Annotated in this window: 19 protein-coding genes and 1 tRNA gene; 2 read left to right on the top strand and 18 right to left on the bottom strand. The window is 43.3% G+C overall.

Translation table 11 applies throughout. From position 1 onward, the window contains the following. Positions 1-35: 35 nt before the first annotated feature. The 10 genes from U0033_RS26225 to U0033_RS26180 form a co-directional block, all read right to left on the bottom strand. Complete coding sequence (locus U0033_RS26225) at positions 36-1,394, bottom strand: glucoamylase family protein (protein ID WP_072360790.1); 1,359 nt, start codon at positions 1,392-1,394, stop codon at positions 36-38. A gap of 1 nt (position 1,395) precedes the next feature. After that, entirely contained in the window at positions 1,396-2,982 is a 1,587-nt protein-coding gene (locus U0033_RS26220) for a glucoamylase family protein (protein ID WP_072360788.1), read from the bottom strand. Then, the gene (locus U0033_RS26215) at positions 2,982-4,487 is read right to left on the bottom strand and encodes a RagB/SusD family nutrient uptake outer membrane protein (protein WP_072360786.1); all 1,506 of its coding nucleotides are present in this window, start codon (positions 4,485-4,487) and stop codon (positions 2,982-2,984) included. Before U0033_RS26215 ends, U0033_RS26220 begins: the two co-directional genes overlap by 1 nt. Before the next feature lie 19 nt (positions 4,488-4,506). Continuing rightward, complete coding sequence (locus U0033_RS26210) at positions 4,507-7,512, bottom strand: SusC/RagA family TonB-linked outer membrane protein (protein ID WP_218164025.1); 3,006 nt, start codon at positions 7,510-7,512, stop codon at positions 4,507-4,509. 731 nt (positions 7,513-8,243) lie between these two features. Then, entirely contained in the window at positions 8,244-8,471 is a 228-nt protein-coding gene (locus U0033_RS26205) for a hypothetical protein (protein ID WP_072360782.1), read from the bottom strand. 1 nt (position 8,472) lies between these two features. Then, positions 8,473-9,618 carry an RHS repeat domain-containing protein gene (locus tag U0033_RS26200; RefSeq protein WP_245801767.1) on the bottom strand — a complete coding sequence of 382 codons (1,146 nt, stop codon included), beginning with the start codon at positions 9,616-9,618 and terminating at the stop codon, positions 8,473-8,475. Between the two features lie 203 nt (positions 9,619-9,821). Next, on the bottom strand, positions 9,822-9,950 hold the full coding sequence (locus tag U0033_RS26195) for a hypothetical protein (protein ID WP_262487760.1): 129 nt from the start codon (positions 9,948-9,950) through the stop codon (positions 9,822-9,824). Between the two features lie 158 nt (positions 9,951-10,108). Continuing rightward, a tRNA-Gln gene (locus U0033_RS26190) sits at positions 10,109-10,179 on the bottom strand. 82 nt (positions 10,180-10,261) lie between these two features. After that, positions 10,262-11,266 (bottom strand): glycosyltransferase family 9 protein, encoded by a 1,005-nt coding sequence (locus U0033_RS26185; RefSeq protein WP_072360776.1) that lies wholly within the window; start codon positions 11,264-11,266, stop codon positions 10,262-10,264. Positions 11,267-11,269: 3 nt separating this feature from the next. Then, positions 11,270-11,878: a DUF4254 domain-containing protein gene (locus U0033_RS26180; protein ID WP_072360774.1), complete on the bottom strand. Its 609-nt coding sequence runs from the start codon at positions 11,876-11,878 to the stop codon at positions 11,270-11,272. Positions 11,879-12,000: 122 nt separating this feature from the next. Here U0033_RS26180 and U0033_RS26175 point away from each other — a divergent pair, with 122 nt between their 5' ends. Together U0033_RS26175 and U0033_RS26170 are read left to right on the top strand one after the other, a co-directional pair. Beyond that, positions 12,001-12,522, top strand: a complete 522-nt coding sequence (locus U0033_RS26175) for an RNA polymerase sigma-70 factor (protein ID WP_072360772.1) — start codon at positions 12,001-12,003, stop codon at positions 12,520-12,522. Between the two features lie 26 nt (positions 12,523-12,548). Then, a complete protein-coding gene (locus U0033_RS26170) occupies positions 12,549-13,862 on the top strand; it encodes a S41 family peptidase (protein ID WP_072360769.1) in 1,314 nt (437 codons plus the stop codon). 131 nt (positions 13,863-13,993) lie between these two features. Here U0033_RS26170 and U0033_RS26165 read toward each other — a convergent pair whose 3' ends face one another. From U0033_RS26165 to U0033_RS26130, 8 genes are all read right to left on the bottom strand, one after another. Beyond that, the gene (locus U0033_RS26165; protein WP_072360767.1) at positions 13,994-14,590 is read right to left on the bottom strand and encodes a hypothetical protein; all 597 of its coding nucleotides are present in this window, start codon (positions 14,588-14,590) and stop codon (positions 13,994-13,996) included. Between the two features lie 24 nt (positions 14,591-14,614). Continuing rightward, positions 14,615-15,373 (bottom strand): DUF4397 domain-containing protein, encoded by a 759-nt coding sequence (locus tag U0033_RS26160; RefSeq protein ID WP_143150719.1) that lies wholly within the window; start codon positions 15,371-15,373, stop codon positions 14,615-14,617. A 72-nt stretch (positions 15,374-15,445) separates the two neighbouring features. Then, positions 15,446-16,846, bottom strand: a complete 1,401-nt coding sequence (locus U0033_RS26155; protein ID WP_072360763.1) for a hypothetical protein — start codon at positions 16,844-16,846, stop codon at positions 15,446-15,448. A 65-nt stretch (positions 16,847-16,911) separates the two neighbouring features. Then, positions 16,912-20,106, bottom strand: coding sequence for a TonB-dependent receptor domain-containing protein (locus tag U0033_RS26150; RefSeq protein WP_072360760.1), 3,195 nt, complete (start codon positions 20,104-20,106; stop codon positions 16,912-16,914). A gap of 147 nt (positions 20,107-20,253) precedes the next feature. Next, entirely contained in the window at positions 20,254-21,186 is a 933-nt protein-coding gene (locus U0033_RS26145) for a FecR family protein (protein ID WP_072360758.1), read from the bottom strand. A 734-nt stretch (positions 21,187-21,920) separates the two neighbouring features. After that, positions 21,921-23,354 (bottom strand): APC family permease, encoded by a 1,434-nt coding sequence (locus tag U0033_RS26140; protein WP_072360756.1) that lies wholly within the window; start codon positions 23,352-23,354, stop codon positions 21,921-21,923. 178 nt (positions 23,355-23,532) lie between these two features. Further along, positions 23,533-24,144, bottom strand: coding sequence for an OmpH family outer membrane protein (locus U0033_RS26135; RefSeq protein ID WP_072360754.1), 612 nt, complete (start codon positions 24,142-24,144; stop codon positions 23,533-23,535). Between the two features lie 115 nt (positions 24,145-24,259). Then, positions 24,260-24,946 (bottom strand): DUF4397 domain-containing protein, encoded by a 687-nt coding sequence (locus tag U0033_RS26130; RefSeq protein WP_177318596.1) that lies wholly within the window; start codon positions 24,944-24,946, stop codon positions 24,260-24,262. Positions 24,947-25,022: the final 76 nt, after the last annotated feature.

The raw sequence follows: 25,022 nt of genomic DNA, 5'->3' as shown, positions 1-25,022 counted from the left end.
CGGGAACGGGAATTAATCTTCCAGCACTTGTTCAATTACTTTATATATGGACTCTCGAAGCCTAATTTCTTCAAGCCACCCTGCACCTCAGGGCAACTCATAAACAGCTTCCACAACAAGCCACTTCTATAATTCTCCATCATCACAACTTCCGGCCCCTGATCGATGGCCAGATACTTCTGTGGATACCAGTTATCAGTCTCACTAAATGCATCATAAAACCCATACTTACCAAACAGTTTCCCGTTATAATTCTTATACCAATGCACCATTGCCTGTTTTGAATACTCAGGTGTATAAGGCATGGAAGACAATGCCGCAGTAGGTGAAATTACGCCCAGATCTGTTTCCTTACCCGGTGCATGCGCCGCATATCCATTTACAGAATAACTCGCAGTCAGGCCCCAGCTATCAGGACCATACCCTTTAAAATGCTTAGGATTTTCAAGACACCATGCCCTGTCAATCAGTACCTGGTTTACATTGTGCTCCCAGTAATCCGCGTATTTATCTTTCAATCCATGAGGATCCAGGGCCAGATAAGAATAATGCGCCCAGAACAATGGACCACCTAATTCACGTGCATAATTGTGATGCAGTTTCAGCGTATAGCCATATGCATTTACACTATCCCGGATCTTACCATCTTTCGCCCATCCTTCATGATATACCTCAGCAGGAATACTATAGCTTGGTGAAGATGCTGCCAGTACATACATAATCAGGCACTCATTATACCCTGTCACAGCAAAGTTCATCTGCCATTCGTAGGTTGGAGACCAATGCCAGTACAATACGTTTTTACCATTCCGATACCAGCTCCATTCTACCCCTTCCCAAAGCTTATTGATCTTTGCAGCCAGTGCTTTTTCCTGCTCATTGCCATTGGCAAAATACTGCCTTACGCACAACATGCCCTGCATCATAAATGCTGTTTCCACCAAATCACCCCCATTATCTTTCTGTCCGAAAGGTTTTACCTTACCGGTCTCACCATACATCCAGTGAGGCCATGCACCGTGAAAACGATCCGCCTTTTCCAAGAAGTCAGCAATATGGGCTAAGCGTTCAAAACCCTGCTGACGGGTGATATACCCTCTTTCTATACCAACCAGGATAGACATGATACCGAATCCTGAACCACCGGTGGTAACCACATTCTGATCATGCTCCGGATAGTCGCCATCTACATGATAGCGCTCCCTGGCAAGTCCGCTATGCGGCTCTGCCCCATCCCAGAAGTACCCGAAAGTTTGCTTTTCTACTAGGTTGAAAATAGAATCGGTAGTCAATGTTGTATCTACCAATGTGTCTTTTGAAGCGGATTTGTTTGCCTGATGACAACCTGTATTTGCCATCATAACAAGTAACCCTGCAAATAATAATGTTCTCATGTTAGTGAAGTTGAACTACCTGTGTTATATTATCTGAACTACCTTTTAGCCGTGCTATATATTTTCCCACGGAGGTATTGAATGTAACCTTTGTACTACCTGCATTCACCGGCGATGTGCTCACTACAGTACCATCTGCTTTTTCAAGTGTAAAAGTACCTGCAGTGCTCATGAACACATCCAGCTGATAAGTAGCAGCATCCGGATGTTTAATCAAATCTACCACTTTGTTTTCTACTTCAGGAACCGATAAGTAAAACCCTGTACTGCGCACTGGCGTATGAAATCCTAGTTGCGTCAGCGCTGTCTTTATCTCAGCGATATTCATGAACAGGTTCCACAACAGACCGCTGCGATAGTTTTCTATCATCGCTACGATAGGCCCCTGGTCGATAGCCAGGTATTCCTTATCCATCCAGTTTCGGCTTACATTCAGCGCATCATAAAAACCATATTTACCGTATAAGGTTTTCTTGTTTTCATACAGATTACGCATCACCTGCATTGAATAGTAAGGTGTGTAAGCGATAGAAGATAAGGCTGCTGTGGGCGCTATCGTTCCATTGTCACTGGCAGGCTGAAATGCATTGTAGCCATCAGGACCATCGCTGGCTGTCAGGCCCCACAAGGTTTCACTGTAATTATAGTTGACCGGAGATCCATAAATACAATAGGATCTGTTGATCAATACATGCTTCACAGCCTGCTGCCAGTAGTTGGTGTAACTATCTTCCAGCTGGCGTGGGTCTAAACCAATAAAAGAATAATGAGAGAAAAACAATGGCCCGATGTATTCATTACCTGAAATTGAGACGGTGTAACCCTGATAAGTTTTTTGTACGCCAAAGCCGGAAGTGATCCAGGTGTTATTATAAACGCTGGCATCAATTGGGTGAGTAGGAGAAGCAACTGCCAGCACATAAGTGATGAGGGCTTCATTCCAACCAGAAATAGGCAGATTCATTGCCCAGTCGTGGTCCGGGCTCCAGTGCCAGTAGAGTTTATGATCTCCCTTGCTGGCGTACCAATCCCACTCTACGCCTTCATAAAGGGTCGTGATCTTTTTCCGGAGATTGGTTTCTGCCGTATCAGCACCGGTGAAGTAAGCACGGGCAATGAGCAGCCCGTTTACTAAGAATGCCGTTTCTACCAGGTCGCCACCGTTATCATAGGTACTGAAAGGAACCACTTTTCCTGTAGCGCCATTGAGCCAATGTGGCCAGGCACCATGAAAACGGTTTGCATCCTGCAGGAAATAGCAGATGGTACGTAAGCGGCTGATGGCATCAGTGCGGGAGATCCATCCCCTGGATGTAGCTGTAACAATACCAGCGATACCAAAACCCGTTCCTCCTGTAGTGACTACATCTCCGCTACTGCTGCGCTCTAAAGCCATTCCTGAGCCGGCATGTGCTCCATCCCAAAAGTACCCAAAGCTGGCTTTCTGCACCTCATTCAGGATGGTGAGATCAGGTATAGAAGTAGTTACGGAGTCCTGTGGGGACTCCGTAACTTTTTGCTCTTTTTTACAACCAGCAGCTGTCCAGAGCAGGAGTAAGCTGTAGGTGACCACTAATAAAGGCTTCATTAGTATCCTGTATTCTGTTTTAATGCATTACCACTTGCACTGATTTCAGTTTCCGGAATTGGGAAGACTTCATTCTTACCATCAACAAATTTTTTACCTAATGCACGCAGTACAGTACCGGCACGACCTTGTCTGATCAGATCGAAGAAGCGGTCATGTTCCATTGCCAGTTCCCATCTTCTTTCGTTCCAGATTGCAGTACGCAGATCGCTCTGTGTAGAGGCGGTAGTATTTCCCAGGCTGGCACGGTTGCGGATCTTATTCACATCAGTAATTGCTGTAGCAGTATTACCCAGTTCATTTGCAGCTTCTGCATTGATCAGGTAGATATCACCCATGCGGAGGATACGTACATTCTTGTTAGTCAGATCTGCATCGCCGCTATAGTTTTCCTGTGTTGCACTTACATATGCTTTATAGTTGTAGCGTTGGTTTACTGCGCTTTTCAGGATTACACCATCAAACAGGGTATCACCTACATGAATGATAGTTGCTTTCTTACGCAGGTCACCGGCTTCGTATGAGTTATCCAGGTCCTCGCTAGGCGTATTGAAACCCCATCCTGTTACAGCGGTAGTTACACCAGCGAAAGTAGCACCACGCATTGACTGTATCACAGTGTACTGTTGTACACCGGCTTTAGGGCTACCAGATTTAGCCTGTACTTCGAACAGTGACTCAGTGCTGTTTTCGCCAACTTCGCGCCAGATTTTGCTATAGTCGCTTACCAGTGCATAGGAACCTACAGCACCACTGATGATCTGGGTAGTCAGGTCATATGCCTGTTGGTATTTCTTTTCATACAGGCTTACTTTTGCCAGCAGTGCAGTAGCAGCACCTTTGTTTGCACGACCGATGTCTTTTGCAGCCTGGTTATCAACAGTAGGGAGCACACTGATTGCATAGTTCAGATCTGACTCTATGAATGCATAGATGACAGAAGGAGCAACCTGCGTATTACCTTTTAACAAAGAAGCAGGATCATCAGCATTTAACACTGTATCCACTAACGGAATGTTACCAAACATTCTCACCAGGTTAAAGTAGTAATAGGCTCTCAGGAAGCGGGCTTCACCCTTCAGTTGTGTAGCTGTTGCTGCATCCAGCTTAGTGAACAGTGGAATCTGTTGCAAAGCCACATTACAGTTAGATACACCCTGATAGTTTCCTTTCCATCCATCGTTCAGGCTACCTGAAGTGGAAGTATAAGTGATAGCATCCAGCTGATCCTTATCGGAACCGTTGTCACCAGAGGAACTACCTTTATCAGCATCATCAGAAGTAATGCTGCTCAGACCCACCCATGCAAAGCTGGACTCAGCCCATGTAAGCAGGTTAGTATAACATGCGGTGGTAAATTTGGTCGCGTTGCTATTATCAGTATAAATAGAGTCACTTGTAGCCAACTGATTTTCCACATCAGGGTTCAACCAGTCTTTTTTGCAGGCACTCATAGAGATCGCCACAGCCCCTGCAGTTATGATGAATAAACTAAACTTTTTCATATATCACACATTTAGACGATTAGAAAGTAAGATTAAAACCAGCGGTGTAAGTAGTTGTTACCGGATAGATGTTCAGTTCTATACCGGAAGCAATAGCTGTACCTGGTAATTCAGGAGTATAACCACTATACTTCTTGAAGATTACCGGGTTTTGTGCAGTCGCAAATATGCGCAAATTGTTGATTCCTGCCCAGCTGTTTACAGGCACAGTATAACCAAGGGTGATATTGTTAATACGGAAGAATGAACCTGATTCTACGAAATAATCAGATGGTGTTGGAATAGCATTAGATGCTCTTGGAATCGCTGTTCCGGTATTGGTAGAAGTCCAGCGGTTTGTAGCCACTTTAGCTTCTACGTTGTCATTACCCAGGCGAACTGCTTTCTTACCATTGAATACTTTGTTTCCAGCGTTACCATACATATCCATAGAGAAGTCAAACTTCTTGTAGCTGAAACCAGCATTGATACCATAGAATACTTTAGGCTGATAGGATCCTTTGAACACACGGTCTTTATCGTTGATACTGCCGTCGCCATTAGTATCCTTGTATCTGAAATCACCTACAGCAGCACCAGTGATGTGTGCTGAATTGTCGATTTCAGCCTGGGTCTGGTAGATACCATCTGTTTCATATACCCAGAAGCTACCGATTTCTTTTCCAACCACAGTATAGGTTACGATATTACCGTTACCAAGGCTACCACCTTTCAGCTGTAAGTTACCTTTTACTTTTTCAACATTGTTCTTGTTGAAAGTGATGTTACCACCAATGAAATAAGAGAAATCCTTGTTTACTTTCTTGTTCCAGTTCAGGTTGATTTCCACACCTTTATTTCTTATATCAGCAGCTCTGGAGTATACAGTGTTGTCTGCATCACCCAGGGTAGACGGTACAGTTACATTCACGTAAGCACTGGTCAGCTTGTTATAGTAGCTCACACTACCACTCAGCTGTCTGTTCAGCAGGGTGAATTCAATACCCGCATCCACACCGGTAGTTGGCTCCCAGGTAGCACGTGCATCTCTGATCTGATCGATAGTGAGTCCAGGTAGTGGGGCATATGGAGTTCCTCCGAAATTATAGTAATATTCAGTGTTTGAAACACTATTCAGTGTCGCCAGGCCAGACACGTTATCATTACCTACACGACCATAACCAACACGCAGTTTCAGTTCATCAAATACGTGTTGATCCTGCATAAATCCTTCTTCTGTCACGATCCAGGAAGCACCCGCAGAGTAGAATGTTCCCCATTTCTCACTGCTAGGGAAGTTGCTGGAACCATCTCTTCTAATGCTACCACTCAGGTTATATTTACGATCGTAGGTATAGGTCAGACGACCATAAGCAGAAGCTCTTTGGATAAGTAAACCGTAGTTATAAATTTCTACGTTGGCCAGGTCACCCTGGTTCAGGTACCACAGGTTACGTTTATTAGGCACGCCCTTTACAGAAGCATTCAGGGTATCACCCTTACTACGCTCTGCAGAGTAACCAACAGTTACAGACACTTCATGTTTGTTTTCAAAAGTGTGATTGTAGGTCAGATTATTATCTATTACGTAATAGAAGTTCTTACCATTACCCTTCTTCAGGATGGAAGTATCATTTTTCTGACCGCTCCAGATTTTATATGAAGGAGTATAGTTAGTAGCATAGTTTTGACGTTGGTCAAAGTTGAAGCTACTATGCCAGTTCAGCCCCTTGATCGGAGAAACGTCAGCGAATACGTTACCCTGCAGTCTCAGTGTGTTCAGGAAGTCATTGGTATAATTAAGATCTGCCACCGGGTTTGCCACACTCAGGTTCTTTTCAAAGCCCCAGCTACCATCGGCATACTTAACCGGAGTAGAAGGTGCCATACGATAAGCATTGCCAAACTCATTGTTCTTATTATTAGATTTAGCAAGGCTCAGGTTCAGATTGTGACCAAATTTAATCCAGGAAGCAGGTCTGTATTCATTATTGATCCTTACTACGCCACGCTGGTAATCGTTACCTTTTACGATACCGTTATCTTTAAAATAACCAGCGCTGAAGAAATAAGTTGTTTTTTCAGTACCTCCGCTCAGGTTGATATTATAGTTCTGAATGATACCGTTGCGGGTGATCTGATCGAACCAGTCAGTGTTAGTATTGATAGTATCCAGGTTAAAGATAGGGCTGGCATTCGCACGGATATTCGCTTCGTTGGAATATTGTGCATATGCCTTACCATCAGCCATTTTCACTTTGGATGTTGGTGTTCTGAAACCAGAATAAGCATCCAGGCTGATTTTCATTTTACCTGATTTACCTTTCTTGGTAGTTACCAATACCACACCATTACCAGCGCGGCTACCGTAGATCGCCTGTGAAGAGGCGTCTTTCAGTACTTCGATAGATTCGATATCTGAACTGTTGATGTTGGTGATATCTGTAGTGATCACATTATCTACCACGTAAATTGGGTTAGCATCGCCTGTTACAGAGCTCACACCGCGGATACGCAGCTGAGGCTGTGCACCAGGAGAACCGGAAGCAGTGACCTGCACACCCGGAGTTTTAGCCTGTAAACCCTGTGCAGCAGTCAATACAGGCTGCTTGGTGATTTCAACACCTTTTACAGAGCTCACGGAACCAACTACCTGGCTTCTACGTTGTGTACCATAACCTACTACAACCACCTGGTCGAGTTGGCTCGCATTCTTCTTCATGGTAATACTAAGAGTAGCCTGTCCGCCAACAGGAACTTCCTGGTTAGCATAACCAATAAAGGAGAAAACCAAAGTTGCATTTTCATTTGCGGTGATGGTAAATGAACCATCCTGTTGTGTTGTTGTCCCTCTTGGTGTTCCTTTTATTGCGACTGATACGGCTTGCATAGGTTCGCCTGTTTCGTCGACAACCTTTCCCTTGATAACAATATCAGCATAGGTGGCAGCAAACATAGTTGCTGGGAATGAGAGAGTTAGGAAAAGTGCTACAAACAACCATCCAGCCGTCCACTTTTTGTGAACAGCCATAACTGTAGAATTCATAATTTAATGTATTGAGTTGATGAATCCAGCCCGCCAAGACTGGGTTTATTTCGATTTAAACAGGGGGGGAATGCGCCAACATTCTCCCTATTTATTTAAAGGAAATTAAGGTGATTGCTTATTGTTACTCTTGATCATGATGAGTGGAATTTTACAGTCAAAAAATTCAATAGTCCTTTCTGTCGATAATGCCCTATCTAACTAAGGTCAAAATCAATGGAGCACAAGTCCCCGTTTCATTTTCATTACGTTCATGGATTTCACCGCCTGGTTTTAATGTATCAGTTCAAATAGTTTACTAAACTATATAATGGTTTCCGAATTTTAACATTTACATAACAATACGGGCGTAAGGTATGAAGATTATTTTATTTAGCAAAAGTATTAGTTAATTGATAGTAAGGGAAAATGAATTTTAATGATAATGAATGTTTATTTATCGACATATAGGAGAAATACATAGATAAATGTTGTGACATGTAAAGGAGTAAAAAGAAGTTTTTTAGGGCTATTTTGATGTAAAGCTTGTTATTTTGACACCTATTTTAGGTTTTATTAAAATCATATGGCTACTGATTAGGATCAGTCATTGGGTTTTTGCCTTAAGCTAACACTCCTTACTGTAAAACGTGTTCGGGATCTGCACCCTATATTGATACACATGGCTGACACACAAAAGGGGCTGTAAATAAATTTCATACAGCCCCTTTTGAATCTAAAATGCGGTTTAATTAATATTCATCACTATCTCTTCGCTTTTTAAAATCATTTAGAAGAGTCAGACCAAAACCAATAGTACATATTAATCCAAACTCGGCATAACTAAATGTTGTATCATAAAAAGTGTTTCCTTCAATATTGCGGATATTCACTTTTGTGGGAAATGTCCAACCAAATGTGAATGCGAATAATGCAATAAAGACGTATACCTTTACCCTCAAATAATCTATATTTTTCATATTATTTCAATTTCTGATCGGAATATATAACCGTATTAACAACTTTATCCACTCTTACTGATGCACCATCCACTATTATAGTATAAGTAATTTGCATTTGGGCGTTATATACCCATATTTGAACATCATTATATTGAGCCGTTTGATTACTATTATTCGTATTTGTTACAGTACTGCCGTTTTTATACGATGCAGTTACTTTTGCATTTCCTTTTGTGCCGGATTTCTTTCCGCTACCATCGCCTCCGGCTTCAGCATTCGCGGAAATTTCTGATGCGTTTTCGACTTTATGTTCAACCTTATCCTCTGCGATGTGACTCCTGGTCGTCTTTCTTACAAGCATAAGTGAATTACCATCAAATTTTGTAGATATATTAAGAATCAAAGGATCATCAAGAATACTAATTAATCCCGGAAAAATAGTCTTTTTAGTTGATGTTCCAGCATGGTTATTGGCATACGCTATTGATTCTTCAACCAGGTCAGTATTTGCAGCATTTCCGATTGTACGACCTGGAAGCAATCCAAATCCCCGATGCTTATTATCAGCCTCAAATATATCATTCTTTATTGCTTCAGAAATATTAGGAAGTTCGAGCTTTGAATTGCTAGGGAAAACGGTCCATCTCCGGATTGGAGGCTCACCTTTGTTATCTTTTGCTTCCCTTCCATCCAGATCAATAAATCTAATAGGATTATCTAATGCATAAACATAAGGAGAATAACGGGTTGATTTTTCTGATAATGGATCAATGACATGCCATCTGCCAATCTGCCCATCATACATCCTCGCTCCATAATCATACCATTCCAGACCACTACCATCTCCAAACTCCTTATTCTGCTTCTCCTTCCCATTAAATCCAAACTTATTCTCTAATCTATTCACTGCCTTAGAAGATATTCCTTCCATCGTCAGTCCATATGGATAATAGTGTGTTTCCTCCAATAAAGGCTCACTATTGTGAAAGACCAGGTCTATAGTTTCAAAATCAATTTTTCGTTTATAAGTAAGTTGAAATTCTTCAAGATGATTTAATACAACTGAATAGCCCTTATTCGTGCTCTTTACAATCACTTTTTTTTGTCTTTGGGCTAATACGTTCACCTTTACCACTACGGGCAATAAAGTCCTTAAAAAAGTCAAAAAAGGTCCATTTTATAACCATCTTTTCCCCCAAGGCAAAATCTAACACCTCTTTAAATGCTATAAAGGATGGAATTTCATTATTATGGTCCTTCAGGTATTTCCTGTATGAATCCTTAATCACCATCTCCAGATTATCCAATCTGGCATTAAATTCAGAATATTCGGGAAAGTCTTTTACCCTTGCAGCCCGTTGTGCTTTATTATTCCAGTATTGCGGCTTTTTTTTCAGGCAGGTAATATTTAAATGGCCCAGGCTCATAAGTGATCCGGGCAAATATCGTGGTTTCGGCCTTTGCATCTGGCCTTTTGAGGTATAATTTGATGCCCATAGTAAAGGGGTTATACTGTATCAAATATACCCCTATTTATTGTTGGGGTACACGCTGGGGTACACCAATCATTGATTTTACTTTTTCTCAAAACCCGCCACGGTAAAAGAAAAAAGCCAGTTCCGATAAAATCAGAACTGGCTTAAAAATCTTTAAAGTTGTCCTACCAGGATTCGAACCTAGACAGTCTGAACCAAAATCAGATGTACTACCATTATACTATAGGACAATACCTCCCTCATTTCAACAACTCGCTGTCGTTATTTGGGATGGCGAAATTAGTAAAATTTTCTATTCCGCAAAAAAAACTTTTAAATCTTTTCTATTATTTCCGAAACCGGCAGCTGTTCCATACACGCATGATCCCCCCTGAAACACGGCTTATTCCCAAAAATACTACATGGCCTGCAACCCAATTCTATCTGCGCCGCCTTCCCGATCCGCTGCCCATACCCCATAAATCCCGCAAATGGATGCGTCGCTCCCCACACCGATACCACCGACACCCCAAACAACGAAGCCAGGTGCATATTCGCAGAATCCATACTAATCATCACATCCATCTGGCTAATGATAGCCAACTCTTCCGGCAACTTAAATCGCCCCGCCACTACGATCGCCTGCGGATAACGTTCCGCCAACTCCTGTAATTTCGCTACCTCACCAGCTCCCCCTCCCATCAATAACACCCTGGTATTCGGCTGTGATACCAACTGCCCCAATAACGTCGCTATCTTATCAAAAGGATACGTCTTCTCCACATAAGTCGCAAATGGCGCCAGCCCGATCCATTTAAACGCCCCTTTCGGCTCCATTCCAACAGGTATGGAGCGACGACCAAACACCGGCGGCGTTGCACTCATATCCACTGAAAACCCTAATGAACGAAACACATCCGCATACCGCTCTATCGTACTCCTCAATGGCTGCAATACCTTATTCTCCTGGCGCGCCAATGCCTTCTTCCCTGCCCTCCCCTTATCAATCACCGCCACCTTTCGCCCCGTCAATCTAAAGAACGTCCGCACGATCTGTGACCGCAACACCTGGTGCAAATCTGCCACCGCATCTATCCTGTACGCAGCCCGCACAGCCTTAAATAGCCGGTACAAGCCTTTCACACCCTTATGCGCCCCCTTCAGATCAGCAGGAAAAAAATGTAACCTGGGAATACCCTCACACAAAGCACCCCAGTTCTTATTCGACACAAACACAATTTCCACATCCGGATGGGCCTGCAATACCCGCTGCATAACGGGAATCGTCATCGCCACATCACCCATGGCTGAAAAACGGATGGCCAGTAATGTCTTCATACCTTAATTGGATGCACTCTTATAGAGAACAGGATTCAGAGAAGGATCGTTGTACATCTTCATCTGCTTGTACACCTTCATATACTTATTGCCGGCAGCGATATCTTCCAGCAGCTGGTTGATCGCAGTACCCAGATCTCTCCTCTGCTCCAGCAATACATCCAGCTTACGCTGACAAGCCTCGCGGTGCGCAGGACTGGCATCCGTACGGGTCGCTTCTTCCCGCATATGATAAATCTTCAGCGCCAGGATAGACAAACGGTCTACCGCCCAGGCCGGACTTTCAGTATTAATTGACGCACCCGCAGCAGGCACTATGTCTTTATATTTTTCGAAGAAATAACTATCAATATATTCTACTACATCTGTACGCTCCTGGTTAGATTTATCAATCCAACGCTTGATCTCCAATGCCTTTACCGGGTCGATCAATGGATCACGGATAATGTCCTCCAGGTGCCATTGTACCGTATCAATCCAATTTTTCAGATATAACAGATGCTCTATCGCGGTTTTTTCATAAGGATTCAGGATAGGTTGATACACGCTGTTATGTACATGATAATCAGCAATGCTCTGATCAAATATTTGATTGCAAAGTTCTGTAAACATGGAGCAAATGTATACAAAATGGTTAAATAGGTATAGAGAGATTTTAATCCTCCGAACTTTAACATTCAAGTAACAAACACTGCTTACATTTATTTCGCAATTAAGCCTTATATCAACACTATATGTCTGATAACCCATCCAGGATTCTCTTTAGCCAGCTGTTTGAAGCTAACAGGGAAAAAGTGTACAGGTTTGCATACAAGCTTACTGACGACCGGCTGCGGGCGCAGGAAGTAACACAACAATGTTTTATTAAGTTATGGGAAAACATCCATAAAGTTCAGATAGGACAGGACGTATTTCCCCTGCTATTCGTATTTGTCAAGCATATTGTCATCGATGAAACCCGGAAACTATACCGGGAAAGGAAATCCCTTGCCCAGCTGTCCTCCGGCCACCATCCCGTTTCTGAAAACAGAGATGACCAGCACTTGTTGCACAAGGAATTCCGCGAACAGATCCAGAAAGTAATCGAAAAAATGCCGGAACAACGCCGGAATATCTACCTGCTCAGCAGAGACAAAGGCAAGAGCTACAAAGAAATAGCCGATCAGCTCAGCCTCTCTCCTGCCACTGTAAGAAATCACCTGAATCTCGCCCTGCAATACATCAGGCGCGAGATGATGGCCCACTACGACATGTGATCCTCACCTTATTAACCTTTTAAATTATGATCCGCCCACGAACCATTGCCCTTGCCGCATTCATGGCTTTCGCAGCCTGCCGTAAGGACGACACTCCCGACGTACGCCCCACCGGCCCCGTCACCCAAAAAGAAACCAATACCTGGATACTGGATAGCATGCGCTACTTCTACCTCTGGAATAGCTATCTGCCAGCCAATGCAGACACCACCCTGAACGCAACTGATTACCTTGCCAGTATCAAAAATGCAGCAGATCGCTTCTCATTTCTCTACAAACCCACCGACCCTGCTACCTACCCTAAATACATGCTGTCCCGATATGGTATTCTATTTTCCATCATCGATAAAAACGGCCCCATCGGCGTCATCCAACTCGTGCTCCCCAGCTCCGTCGCTGCCCTGAACGGCATCAAAAGAGGCGATTATTTCACCGAAATCAACAATACCCCCATCACCAGCAGTAATGCCAGTGAATTAACCACTGCCATGCTGAACGGCACATCCACCACCCTTGCCATCAACAACAAGGTCATCAGCCTCCCCGCTCAAAGCCTGGGAGAAAACCCTATTTATAAACAAGACACCTTCAAAATCAAAGACAAAGTAGTCGCCTATCTTTTTTATAATTACTTCAATGATACCTACAATACCGCCTTACAACAGGCCTTCCAATCCTTCAAAACATCCGGCGCCACTGAGCTGATCCTCGACCTGCGCTATAATCCCGGTGGCAGCGTAGCAGCTGCGGCCTTGCTGAATGCCATGATCGCCCCCGGTATCACAGAACAAAGTCTCTTTGCAAAATATACCGGCAATAATCACCTCGGCAACAGAGATATTACCTACAAATCTGCCCTCTCTGTACCTGAAAGCGGCTACCCTATTTCGTTTTCCACACTGACTGACAAACGCCTCTCCCTCTCCCGCGTTTTCATCCTTTCCGGCGCAGCCACCGCATCCGCTGCAGAACTGACCATCAATTCCCTGAAACCCTATACACAGGTGATCCAGATCGGCGAAAAAACATTCGGAAAAGATAAAGGTGCCGTCATCATCAGCGATACCCGCATTCCCTGGACACTCATGCCGATTACCTACAACCTGTTCAACGCAAAAGGCAATGGTGGCTATACCGCAGGGATCACACCTGATTATAACATCGATGAAATGTCCACATTACCACTCGCAGCTATCGGCGACAATAATGATCCACTCATCGCCAAAGCCCTTTCCATTATCAATGGCAATGCAAGAATCAGTGCCGGTACAGGCAGTGTAAAACACTATTATAATGCACAGTTGGAAAAAGCACAAAGAGAAATGGTCATTTGCAGATAATAAAAGTCCGCTGTAGAAACAGCGGACTTTTTTGCTTCTAAATGGGGATTGTTTTAATGCTAACTTCAATAATTTATCGGAAGACATAACATCGTATACTGTAGACACAGTACACCTGTATCAAACATTTATCAAAGATCATTATAACCTTCAGTGTTGATCGAAACTTGTGTATGCGTCATTACATGATCGATACGGGTTTTGCTGCCCACACCCAGGAGTAAAATACCCGGAGATATTAAATGATGAAAGTTCATATCAACATGTTGAATGATCCCTGAACTGTCCTCAGCTACATCACCACCATAAGACAACTCCTTGCCTTCCGGTGATAAAAAATCCTTCCGCTGTGGCGCATTACCCATTAATATCAATCCGTTCCAATGTGTATGCATGGTATCTGTAAACTGAAACTTTATCGGGAACCCGGCAGTGCCCTTTGCTACCAGTTTTGAGTCACGAACAATGATGATCCCACCGCCGCTCCTGGCAGCAGGATCTGCTAATACCTTAATATGTGTTCCCGGTTCTATGCGCAGAGAAGATTTGTTGATGATATATACCCAACCTTCCACATACCACAAACGGTCACTCGTCAACAAAGTGTTCGAACTATATACGCCACGCAGCGTATCGTTCACAGGCACGATCTCCTGAAGAATGACATCCTCCTTATCGCAGGATGCCAGCAGGAGCAAAAGGGTGATATATAAAAATAGGGTTTTCATGATAGTAACAGGGAGAACAGCTCACTAGTAAATAGCATAATCCGGTAAGTACATATACAGGCCTCCCAAATCAAGTGCATTCAGTGTGATGATCTCACGTTTGCCTGCCTCAAAATATGGAGACAAATACTCTGAACCAATACCGTCCATGATAAATTCCCCGGTAACCTGGCTCTTAATTTTAAAAGCATATATAATAGATGACCCATCGTCGTCGGTCACCCTGATTGTTGCCATATTTGGATGAAGCTTTCCTCTCTCTGCATCTTTAAACACAATATCCGTTTGTTCAAAACTGCCATCTGCTTTTTTCATTTTAAACAGATAAGCATCTACTTTCTCATCTGCCACAGCTCCTGCAGGCAGACCATTAAAAAGGAAAAAAGCAGTAGAATCAGCTCCTACATTCGCATCACTTGCAGAAGTAAATGCGTTAATTCCCAATGTTGCACTATAAGCAATCCTCAATCCCACTTTCTCTCCCGCAGCAACAGATATAATGGTATCAAGTACCAAAGAATCCCTGCCTGCTGTTTTAAATGAAATAGTCGTAGACTTTCCGGCTGTCAGCATCAATGGAGAAGCATTCCCGATCGCAATTCCACCAGCTATGTAACCTACCTTACTACCCCCAACATAAACATTCAATGTATCTGCACCTGGCAATGCCAGCATCTCTGCAGAAAAAGAACCAAAAGCATATTCTTTAACAGGATCCCCCTTTCTACAAGCCGTCATTAATGTAAGGGCGGCCAAAGAAAAAAATAAAGTAAACTTAAGCATGTGTAGATTATTTTTTTAAAAACAGGTGTGGAGAATAACTCTCCACACCTGTATGATAGAAACTGAAAGATATTAGTACTTAGACCAACCTGCAGTCCAGTCTGTACCACCGAAAGAGAATGCACCTGCACCTCTTGTGTTTGCAATACTGGCAGCAGAAACCGGGAACCAGTTTGCAGCTGTTGCAGTAGTAGGTCTTGCGAACGGAGCCACCAACTGGATAGCAGCATTTGCATTACTAGCATTAGTGATAGCCAGGTTACCGCTGCTCAGGGTTACAGAGCAAGGACTTGTACCTTCCACACCGAATGGAGTAGCATATGCATGCACAATGTTGTTAGTCAGGGTAGACAGACCTCTGAAGTAAGCACATGGTGTGTTACCCAGCTGACCATCCAGAGAGAAACCTGTGTTGAAGCCCAGGAATAATGAGTTAGAGATAGCGAAACGTGAGCTTCTTCTCAGGTGAGCAAGACGACCATATTTACCAGTACCAGATGGCTGACTGTTAGTAACAGAAGCACGGGTTGGAGTTACACCAACGATGGTCATGTGGTTGATAGTAGGACGTGTAACTGGAGTTGCAGTAGAATCACCAGTAGCATTGTTATCACTTTCGATACCGTTAGACTGGCTCTTGTCAGCACGTGTGGTATCAGATAAACCTAATGCATAGTTGATAGTACCGGAATAACCGTTATCGAAATCGAACATATCATCCAATGCATCTACAGCAACGATGTAAGAAACGTTTACAGTACCACCGAAGAATTCAATTGCATCGTCTTTAGATTTGTAGATCTCAATGTGGTCAATAGTAGTACCGGAACCAACACCACCTAATGTCAGACCGTTAATTTCGTTATCAGTTGACAGTTCATAACCACCATATTCAATACGAACATACTGCAGAATACCTGAGTTATCAGTAGCAACAGTACCTGTATTACCACCAAATGTAGCGTTAGCAGGAGGATTAGTAGGGATACCTTCTACCTGAACGCGACCATTGGAGTTAGATGGAGCATTACCTAAGATAACAACACCAGACCAGTCACCTGAAGCAGGTGCACTCGTGTTAGCAGATGTAAATACGATTGGGGCATTTGCTGTACCCTGCGCAAGGATTTTTGCACCACGAACGATAACCAGACCACCACCAGGAACTGAAGAACTGGTGCTCAGGTCACCATAGACAAATGTACCCGGATCAACGATCAACACGTCAGCCGAATCAACGTATACCAGGCCACTCAGGTGCCATGCTACACTGCTGGTCAGGTGAATAGTGTCAACTACATTGTGGCCGGATCCTAATACGCCAGACAATGTGGAATTGGTAGGAACTACCTGGGTTGCGGACAATGCACGGTCGCCTACTGCGCTCGCATCTTTTTTACAAGAGCTTACCAGAGCTGCGCTGATTACTGCAACTGTGGCCAGAGCGGCGAAAATTAAGGGTTTTCTTTTCATCTTGTTGATGTTTTCTTAAAGGTTAAAAATTGCATACCTGATCAGGTTATATTTGAGAAACGCGTTTACTGGAACTTGTAACTGATTGTAATACTATAAGTGCGACCTGGCTTCGCTTCATAATTGATCAAATCCTTCCCGTTCTGATACAACAATTCTTTGGTAGATGGTGTCTTACTTCCGTTTGTAATTTCACCATCACTATAACTGTTACGATATACAAGTGATGAACTGTTCAGCAGGTTGCCGATATTCAGTTTTACCTCTCCTTTCTGCTTCATAAATCTTACTGCTAATTGCGCATCCAGTGATTCCAGCGGACGCTCATACAGCGAATAAATAAAAGCAGCATCCGGGCGGAACATGCGGTTTGTTATATAATTATATACCAGGCTGAAAGAAGCAGGTTTCACATCATAAAAAACACCCGCATTCACCATGTAATTACTTGCACCTGTCTGTGGTCTTTTTTCTTCTTTACCAATCGTTTCAATCGGGGTTACTTTCAATGGGTTTGCAGGATCGATCGCATTGTAATTCACACTCATCGGGGTTACATATGCCTTCAGTGCCGTAAAGTTTCCATACAGTACAATGTTGCGCAATACCGGTACTTTCGTAAAAGCAAGTGACTTACGCACCTCTATTTCCAGGCCATAGTTCTTTGCATTCTTATTATTCTTCAGGTTATAGATACCTCCACTCTGTTCGTCGTTGTAGATCTCCATAGAATAATCAAACTTTTTGTAGAACAGAGACATAGACAACACTTCTCCTGCACCAGGATACCATTCATAACGAAAATCGTAGTGGTGCGCAAGTGTTGAGCGTACCAGTTCACTCTGGTACATGCCACCTAACTCAAAATCATATTCCCTGAAGAAAGACATCTCTCGCAGATCAGGACGAATGATACTCTTGGAGTAGGCAAGACGCAGGTTCATCATCGGCGTCAGACTATAAGTCAGGTTTACTGAAGGAAAGAAATTCCAGTTAGGCTCCCTGTTGAGCAACTCACTGTAATCAAATTTCTCATCGTTGCCACGGGTACTGTTGATGTAATGGAATAAAGAATCCAATGCATCATTCGCTTTGTTCAGGTTATAATATTCTGCTCTTACACCCCATACCAAACGCCACTTGTCACCAATCTTATCATCCAGCATCAGGTACATCCCATGCAATGCTGCCGTCTTGTGGAAATCGTCAGAGAAATCACTGATGAATATACTACCACCCCTTGATGGTGAAAAAGCCTTGGATAATGGCGGATAATCAGTATTATTAAAGTTCTTAGACCCGGTATTCAATACATAAAATAACCTGTCTTTTTTCCAGCCCGCATATCCTGCCTTAAATATATTCTGGGAAACAAAATTGCCAGGACTGAAATTAAATGGTACACTCACACCGGCATCCCAGTTAAAGTTCTTTTCATAAGCCCTGCTCCACCAACGCAATGCACCTTCACTGATACCACTGCTGAACGGGCTGCTGATGTTGAATTCATTCGACTCCAGCTTATCATCTTCTACCACATTCGCCAGCAACTGGTGGTTATCCGGGCGCTGCTTATCCATCACCAGGTAACTACCTACCCACTTGAACTTTACGCCCTTGTTACCAATACTATGCTCTCCTTTTAACTGATGCTGCCACATATTCGTTTGTGTAGTCAGATCATAATAGCCCAGCAGCCAGCCGCTTGGGTCAGAGTGACGACCCATACCGATAATCAGTTGCTGATCATATGAACGCAGGTACAGGGCCTGGTAACCCATACGGGTATGTGGTGTTCTGAAACCGATACCCGCCAGCCCGCCAAGATTGGTGCTCAGACCAAAACGCTGACCGCTGAAACCTGCACGATCCGGATCATCTGCCTTCACCTTGCCATCAAAATTGTCACGGCTCATCCTGATATCCTGCGTCTGAAAATTATTGCGGTAACTGGCAGATACTATTAACCCGATCTGGTCTTTAGCAGATACCTTGAATACCTTACCTGCAGAAAGCTGATAGTTCTGAGACACCGGTGCTTTCATTTCATACACCCCCCAGTTATTGCTGAATGCATTGGCATTATTTTCTTTTGCGTTATAAGCAGCCTTGATATCTGCAGTATTCTTCCAATCCAGTTTTCCCAGCAGATCACGATGCGGTGCTGCTTTCCCCCAGTATTCACTACCATCTAACTGAAGAGAGCGAAAATTCTTACCGGTTGTCAACGTATTATAACTACTACCTGCAGCTACATTTAAGAAATTCTGCGTAGGAATATCCAGTGTATTTACTTCTACCAGGCCACCACCAAATTCAGCACTACGATCAGGTGTCAGTGTCTTTACAACAGTTACATTTTCCACGATATTGGAAGGGATAATGTCGAAGCTGAAATTCTTCCTGTTCAGCTCTGTGCTGGGCATTACCTGGCCATTCAATACTGCCTGGTTGTATCTTTCACTCAGACCACGTACTACTACATATTTATTTTCCATAGTAGACAAACCACTCACACGCTTCAATACTTCACCTATATTTTTATCAGGTGTACGGCTGATCTGTTCTGCACTGATACCATCCGTTATCCCTGCATTATTCTTCTGAATAGCATACAATCCTTCTACCGATGCACGCTTGTAACTGCCGGTCACCGTTACCTCTTTTAAACGGGAACCAGTGCTTTTCATCACTACGTTCAAGGGTGTTACACCTTTGGCACTTATATTTACATCAGTGACCTGGCGGGTATCAAAAGATACGTAGCTGAATGTAAGTGTATACATACCCGGACTCAATGCCAGATCATAAATACCATCTACACTGGTAACCGCGCCCTGTCCATTGTTCGCCAGGATAGTCACCCCGGGTAAAGGCTCGTTTTTAGCATCTACAACCTTACCGCTTACACGACCTTTTTCAAGCGATGCATTGTGGATTTGTTTACCTTGTTTTAACGCAACGGTATTGTTTGCGTAGGTGATGTCAATAGGAGCATACTCATCCAGGAAATGTAATACGACGGATAAGGACTGCCCGCTGAATTTCACTTCTTCCAGTGTACAATGTTGCAGGTACTCAGGGTCGTAAGCGAAAGTGTACCTGGTTTGTTGTTCAAGCGATTTTACAACAGCTGCTGCATTTGTTTTTGCAAGGTTTACAGATACCTTGTCATTCAGAGATTGGTAGGATTGCGCTGACAGCGCCACGGTAGTTCCTGTGAGTAAAAAACACAACAGGAAAGCCTTCCAGGATTGCATAACTTCCCCATTACAAAATCTCTTTGTAGATTTTTGCATACTTTAGAATTGCGTTTATGTTAAAAATGATAGGTGTGGGTTGTCCCCTTCATGACGCTATCCGGCGCCAGTACAGTAAATATTGTTGTGTCTTTTAAAACAATTGATTTAAGGTGTTACGATTGCATACGTGTTTATTCCTCTTTTCTCAATCCTAAACCCATGAACATATTGCATTGCTTCCAGTATATTCTCAACCGGCGTGGAGGCCGGGAATGTTCCTGAGACCTTTCTCTTTCCTTTAAATGCAGGATCTACAATAATCTTACAGCCCTTACGCGATTGAATCCTTGCAAATGCATCTTCCAGGGGCGTCTGATCAAATACCATTTTCCCCTGTCTCCAGTCGCTTACTTCCTGCCTGTTAAATGCTACCGGTACAAATGCGGCGGTATCATTATTAAATGTCACCATCTGGCCGGGATGCAGGATACACGAAAACGTAGATGTTGCCACTGACACTTTACCTTCCAGCAAACTAACTGCTATTGTGCCATCAGCTCTATTATTCGTTGCAATATTAAAAGCGGTACCAAGTGCGGTGGTCTTTAGCTGACCGGTATGTACACTGAACGGACGGCCCGGGTCATGTTTTACATTGAAGTAACCTTCACCTTCCAGCCACAGCTCACGACTTGTATCATTATATTGTTGATTGTAGATAAGGGATGAATGGGGAGCTAACCATACTTCAGATCCATCTGCCATCGTCATGAGTTTGATATCATTGCCGGCATTTGCCAAGGTATCCCATTTCATAGCCATGAGGTATCTCTCTGGGCTCTTCTGCTGCCATTGCCACATCCAGGTGCCTAAGCTGATCAATACCGCTACTGTAGCTGCCACGCCATACCAGCGATGGTATGATGTCCGCTTCATACTTACAACCGGGGTGGCAGCGCTTTCTTCGTATTGCTGTGCAAACCATTCATCTGCTTCCGGTGTTGCCGGCTGATCGAGATAGGCTTCCACTGCCTTTACCTCTTCGTCCGTGCAGTTCCCCTTAAAGTATTTTTCCAGTAGAGAATTATCAATCTTCATTTCCTTGTTTGGTAAATCAACATAGAGAGTACGTTGTAACAGAGAGAGAGTACTAATCGAAAAATGGAGTTAATAATTGCTTAACATAGGCCAGATAAAAAATGAATCTTCTCAGCCGGCTGCCAGGTGCTGACCAAAAAAAAAGCGTAAGGTAGATACCTTACGCTTGTTGTTAAGATTGTCATGTGAATGTTCGAGAATGCAAATCGTGTAGGCTTTTAATGGTTTACCATGGAGCCTAAGATCTTAACATATCTTACAGCTCCCACCTAATGAGAAAAATATCTTGAATGATTTATAAAATCAGTAAATGTCTTTTTGAATATAAGTTTAGTTGTCTAGCCTTCCGGTAATTCGCTACACCTTATCGGGTAACAACGCTACACCCAGCCGGGAAACAATGACAAGGTTATTCCATGCAACAATACTTGTTTACACACAATCCTGATTCGTTAACACAATTCCATCCTTATCGGTCTGTAATTCTGCGGGCCTTCGTGTCTGTAGTTGTGATGACTATGATAAGATACCCCACCAGGTGCACACAGTGTTGACAAAGGGTTTTCTATTCATACGTGTTCGTCAAGGGTTACACACAATCCAATTCGTCGGGTCCTCCGGAAGTCTCTATGCAAATTACATCAATTCACTGAAATTTCCACAACAGCCGCATAAATTTCCAACCATTTTACATACAACTTTTGTGTCACATTACATTTTGTTGTCCTTTCCAGTTATTTTGCCCTCGCCATAGCTATATAGTAAACCGGGATTCCTAACAGAATAATACCCAGCCCTGATATAGCATAGCTGAATTCAAATTTCAGTAATAATAACGCCAATGATGCCGCAACTATTATATACAACAAAGGTAATACAGGATAACCAAATGCTTTGTATGGACGAGGCGTATCCGGCTGCTTACGGCGAAGAATGAAAATACCCAGAATAGTGATCACATAAAATATCAGTACTCCAAATATTACCATGGTCAACAAATCTCCGTATTTCCCCGTCAAACATAGTAAAGAAGACCACAGGCATTGAATCCATAATCCGTTGGCTGGAACATTATACTTATTAAGTTCTCCTGCCTTTTTGAAGAACAATTTGTCCTGCGCCATGGTGTAGTAGATACGGGCGCCGGCCAGGGTTAATCCATTATTACAACCGAAGGTCGATACCATGATCATAACAGCGATCACTATCGCACCTCCGTTACCAAAGATATGTGTTGCCGCTGCAACCGCGACGCGGTCTTTTGGTACAAATGCAATTTCCTGTAAAGGTAATACTGCTATGTACATCAGGTTCGCACTCACATATACAATTGTTACCAGGAAAGTACCCAAAAACAAAGCCCTGCCTATATTCCGCTGCGGATTCTTAATCTCCGCCGCTATAAAAGTAATGTTATTCCAGGCATCACTGCTGAACAATGAACCCTTCATAGAAATCGCCACAGCCCCAAATAATGCCAGGCCAGACAACGCCGTAGTCACGATTTGCCCGTTCGCATCCTTTGCTACACTCATCGCATCCCAGGCATGCTCCCAGTTCGCCGACCACACCTCTGCCTTCGCTCCCAGGAAAAACCCGAATACAATCAAACCAAACAACGAAACCAGCTTAGCCAGTGTAAATACCGTCTGGATGATCTTCCCGTTCCTGATCCCCCGAGTATTGATCCAGGTAAGTACCACGATAGAAATAATAGCCAGCACCTGTGCTGCCGATACCGTAAACAGCCCCAGGTTCAGCAGGATGTTATCCTCACTGAAAAAAGGCACGATAAACGCTGAATACTTTGCAAATGCGACAGCTACCGCCGCTATTGTGCCAGCCTGGATCACACCAAACTGTGTCCAGCCAAATAAAAACGCGATAAAGGGATTATAAGCCTCTCTGAGGTACACATACTGACCGCCGGCACGTGGGTACATCCCAGACAATTCACCGTAACTAACAGCGGCTATAATGGTCACAATACCACCTAATACCCACATCAGGGTAAGCCATCCGGCACTTCCGATGGACCTGGTGATCTCCGCTGATACGAGAAATACTCCCGATCCGATCATCGATCCGGCTACGATCATGGTTGCATCCAGCAAACTAAGACTGGGACGGAACGCCGTCTGATGGTTATTTGTGTCCTGGTTACTCATAAAAGATTTTCGTTGATCTGTTGCACTACAGCCAGCAGCCAGGTGGAATTACTCAATAAAATAGCTGGTCTGTAACTACCAAAAATCCCGTTCCGTGAAGTTTCATATAAACTGAAACATTTACGGAACGGGATTCCAAGTTAAAAACTTTTTTATATGTTTTTGCTATAGCAACTATTTATTTTTTTACCTCAGCCGGATTTGCCTCGTTCAGGCCCTTAATCACCTCAGGAGTAATGTCATATTTCTTGTCCTTGTACAGGATATTGCTTGCACCCGTACGGTAAGACATAATGTATGCATAACGCTTGTCAGCATTGAATTTCTCCAGGAAATCGTTCAGACGCTTCTGCAGCTCTTCGTTGAATTTGTTCTCCTGTTCAGCATACTTTGCACGCATATTCTGTGCTTTACCCTCCAGCTGTTGCTGTTTCTGATACAGGGTACGCTGCGCAGTTTCACCTTCTGACTGGGTCATGGTGTTTGCCTTACGCTGAAAATCAGCAGCTTCGTTCTGCAATGCACGCACATTAGCCTGCAATTCGTTTTCTATCGCCTGTTGATTGGATTCCAGCTCAGTTTTCTTCTGCTTGAAGTAGCTGTAATAGGCTTCTACAGTATCAATATCCACATAAGCAATAACGAGACCGTTTGATGCGGCCGACGCGCTGGTACCTGCTGCAGGTGTTGATGATTCAGTATTCTGCTTAGCAGGTTGTTGACAAGCCATAAAAGTTCCGGCCGCAAATGCTGCCAATAATCCGCTTTTCACAATTTGTTTAGTGCGCATGTTGTTAGGTGGATTTTTTAATCTCCTTAAATACGTTTTAAAAATTAAACGGCTAAAATAAGGTTTTTACGTTATAATACTAATGTCTATAGTTTCTTAACAACTCTTTCACATTTTAATTATGTTGAAAGGTCGTCACCGTGAAACTATCAGCCTTCAAAGCATTTCCATAAGAAATGAAACTATAACTCTTTCCTGCCTCAATGGTAAAATCTGCCGCATTGTTATACAGGCGACTCACGGAATCGGCAACACTTCGTATATCCAGTTTATGAGCCCCCGGCGTGATCTCCTTGAATACACTCACACCCAGGTAACCAATATTAGTATAGGTCTTCGTACTATCCACATTGTAATTCAATACCATCGCTGCACCACTCGTAAGATAAGTATCACTCAGGTTCACAACACGCAGGTAACCAGCCGTTTTGCTACTCCCGCCAATCTGGTCCTCAGTAGCCAGTAACTGCAATACTCCATTGTGATTCTTCTCAAAGAAAATAGTATAGTGATGATTATTACGCAGACTGATCTGCCCCTGGATCAAAGTATCACTCCTGTTTCCACTCGCAAATATGCACAGGTTATAACGCTTTGCAATAAAGGATTTATAACCTGTATATTCTCCCAGGCTCAGGCCTGTGCCCAGAGAAGCAGTATCCAGCACCGCATCATAACTGGCATCCGGATTGGCAACATATACATTTATATAAGAAGCAGTATCAGGAATGGAACTGTCACTATCCTTGTTGCAAGCCCAGATCCCTGCTATAACCACCAGTAGTACAATGAGTTTTTTCACAATCAAACTTGTTTATAACAATTGGTATTGAAACCTGATGCCTCTTACAAAAAAGGAAAGGCAGCATGCTTTAGTA

The sequence above is a fragment of the Chitinophaga sancti genome (assembly GCF_034424315.1).
Lineage (GTDB): Bacteria > Bacteroidota > Bacteroidia > Chitinophagales > Chitinophagaceae > Chitinophaga > Chitinophaga sancti.
The sequence above is the reverse complement of the archived record's forward strand: the minus strand, read 5'-3'. Positions and strand labels throughout refer to the sequence as shown.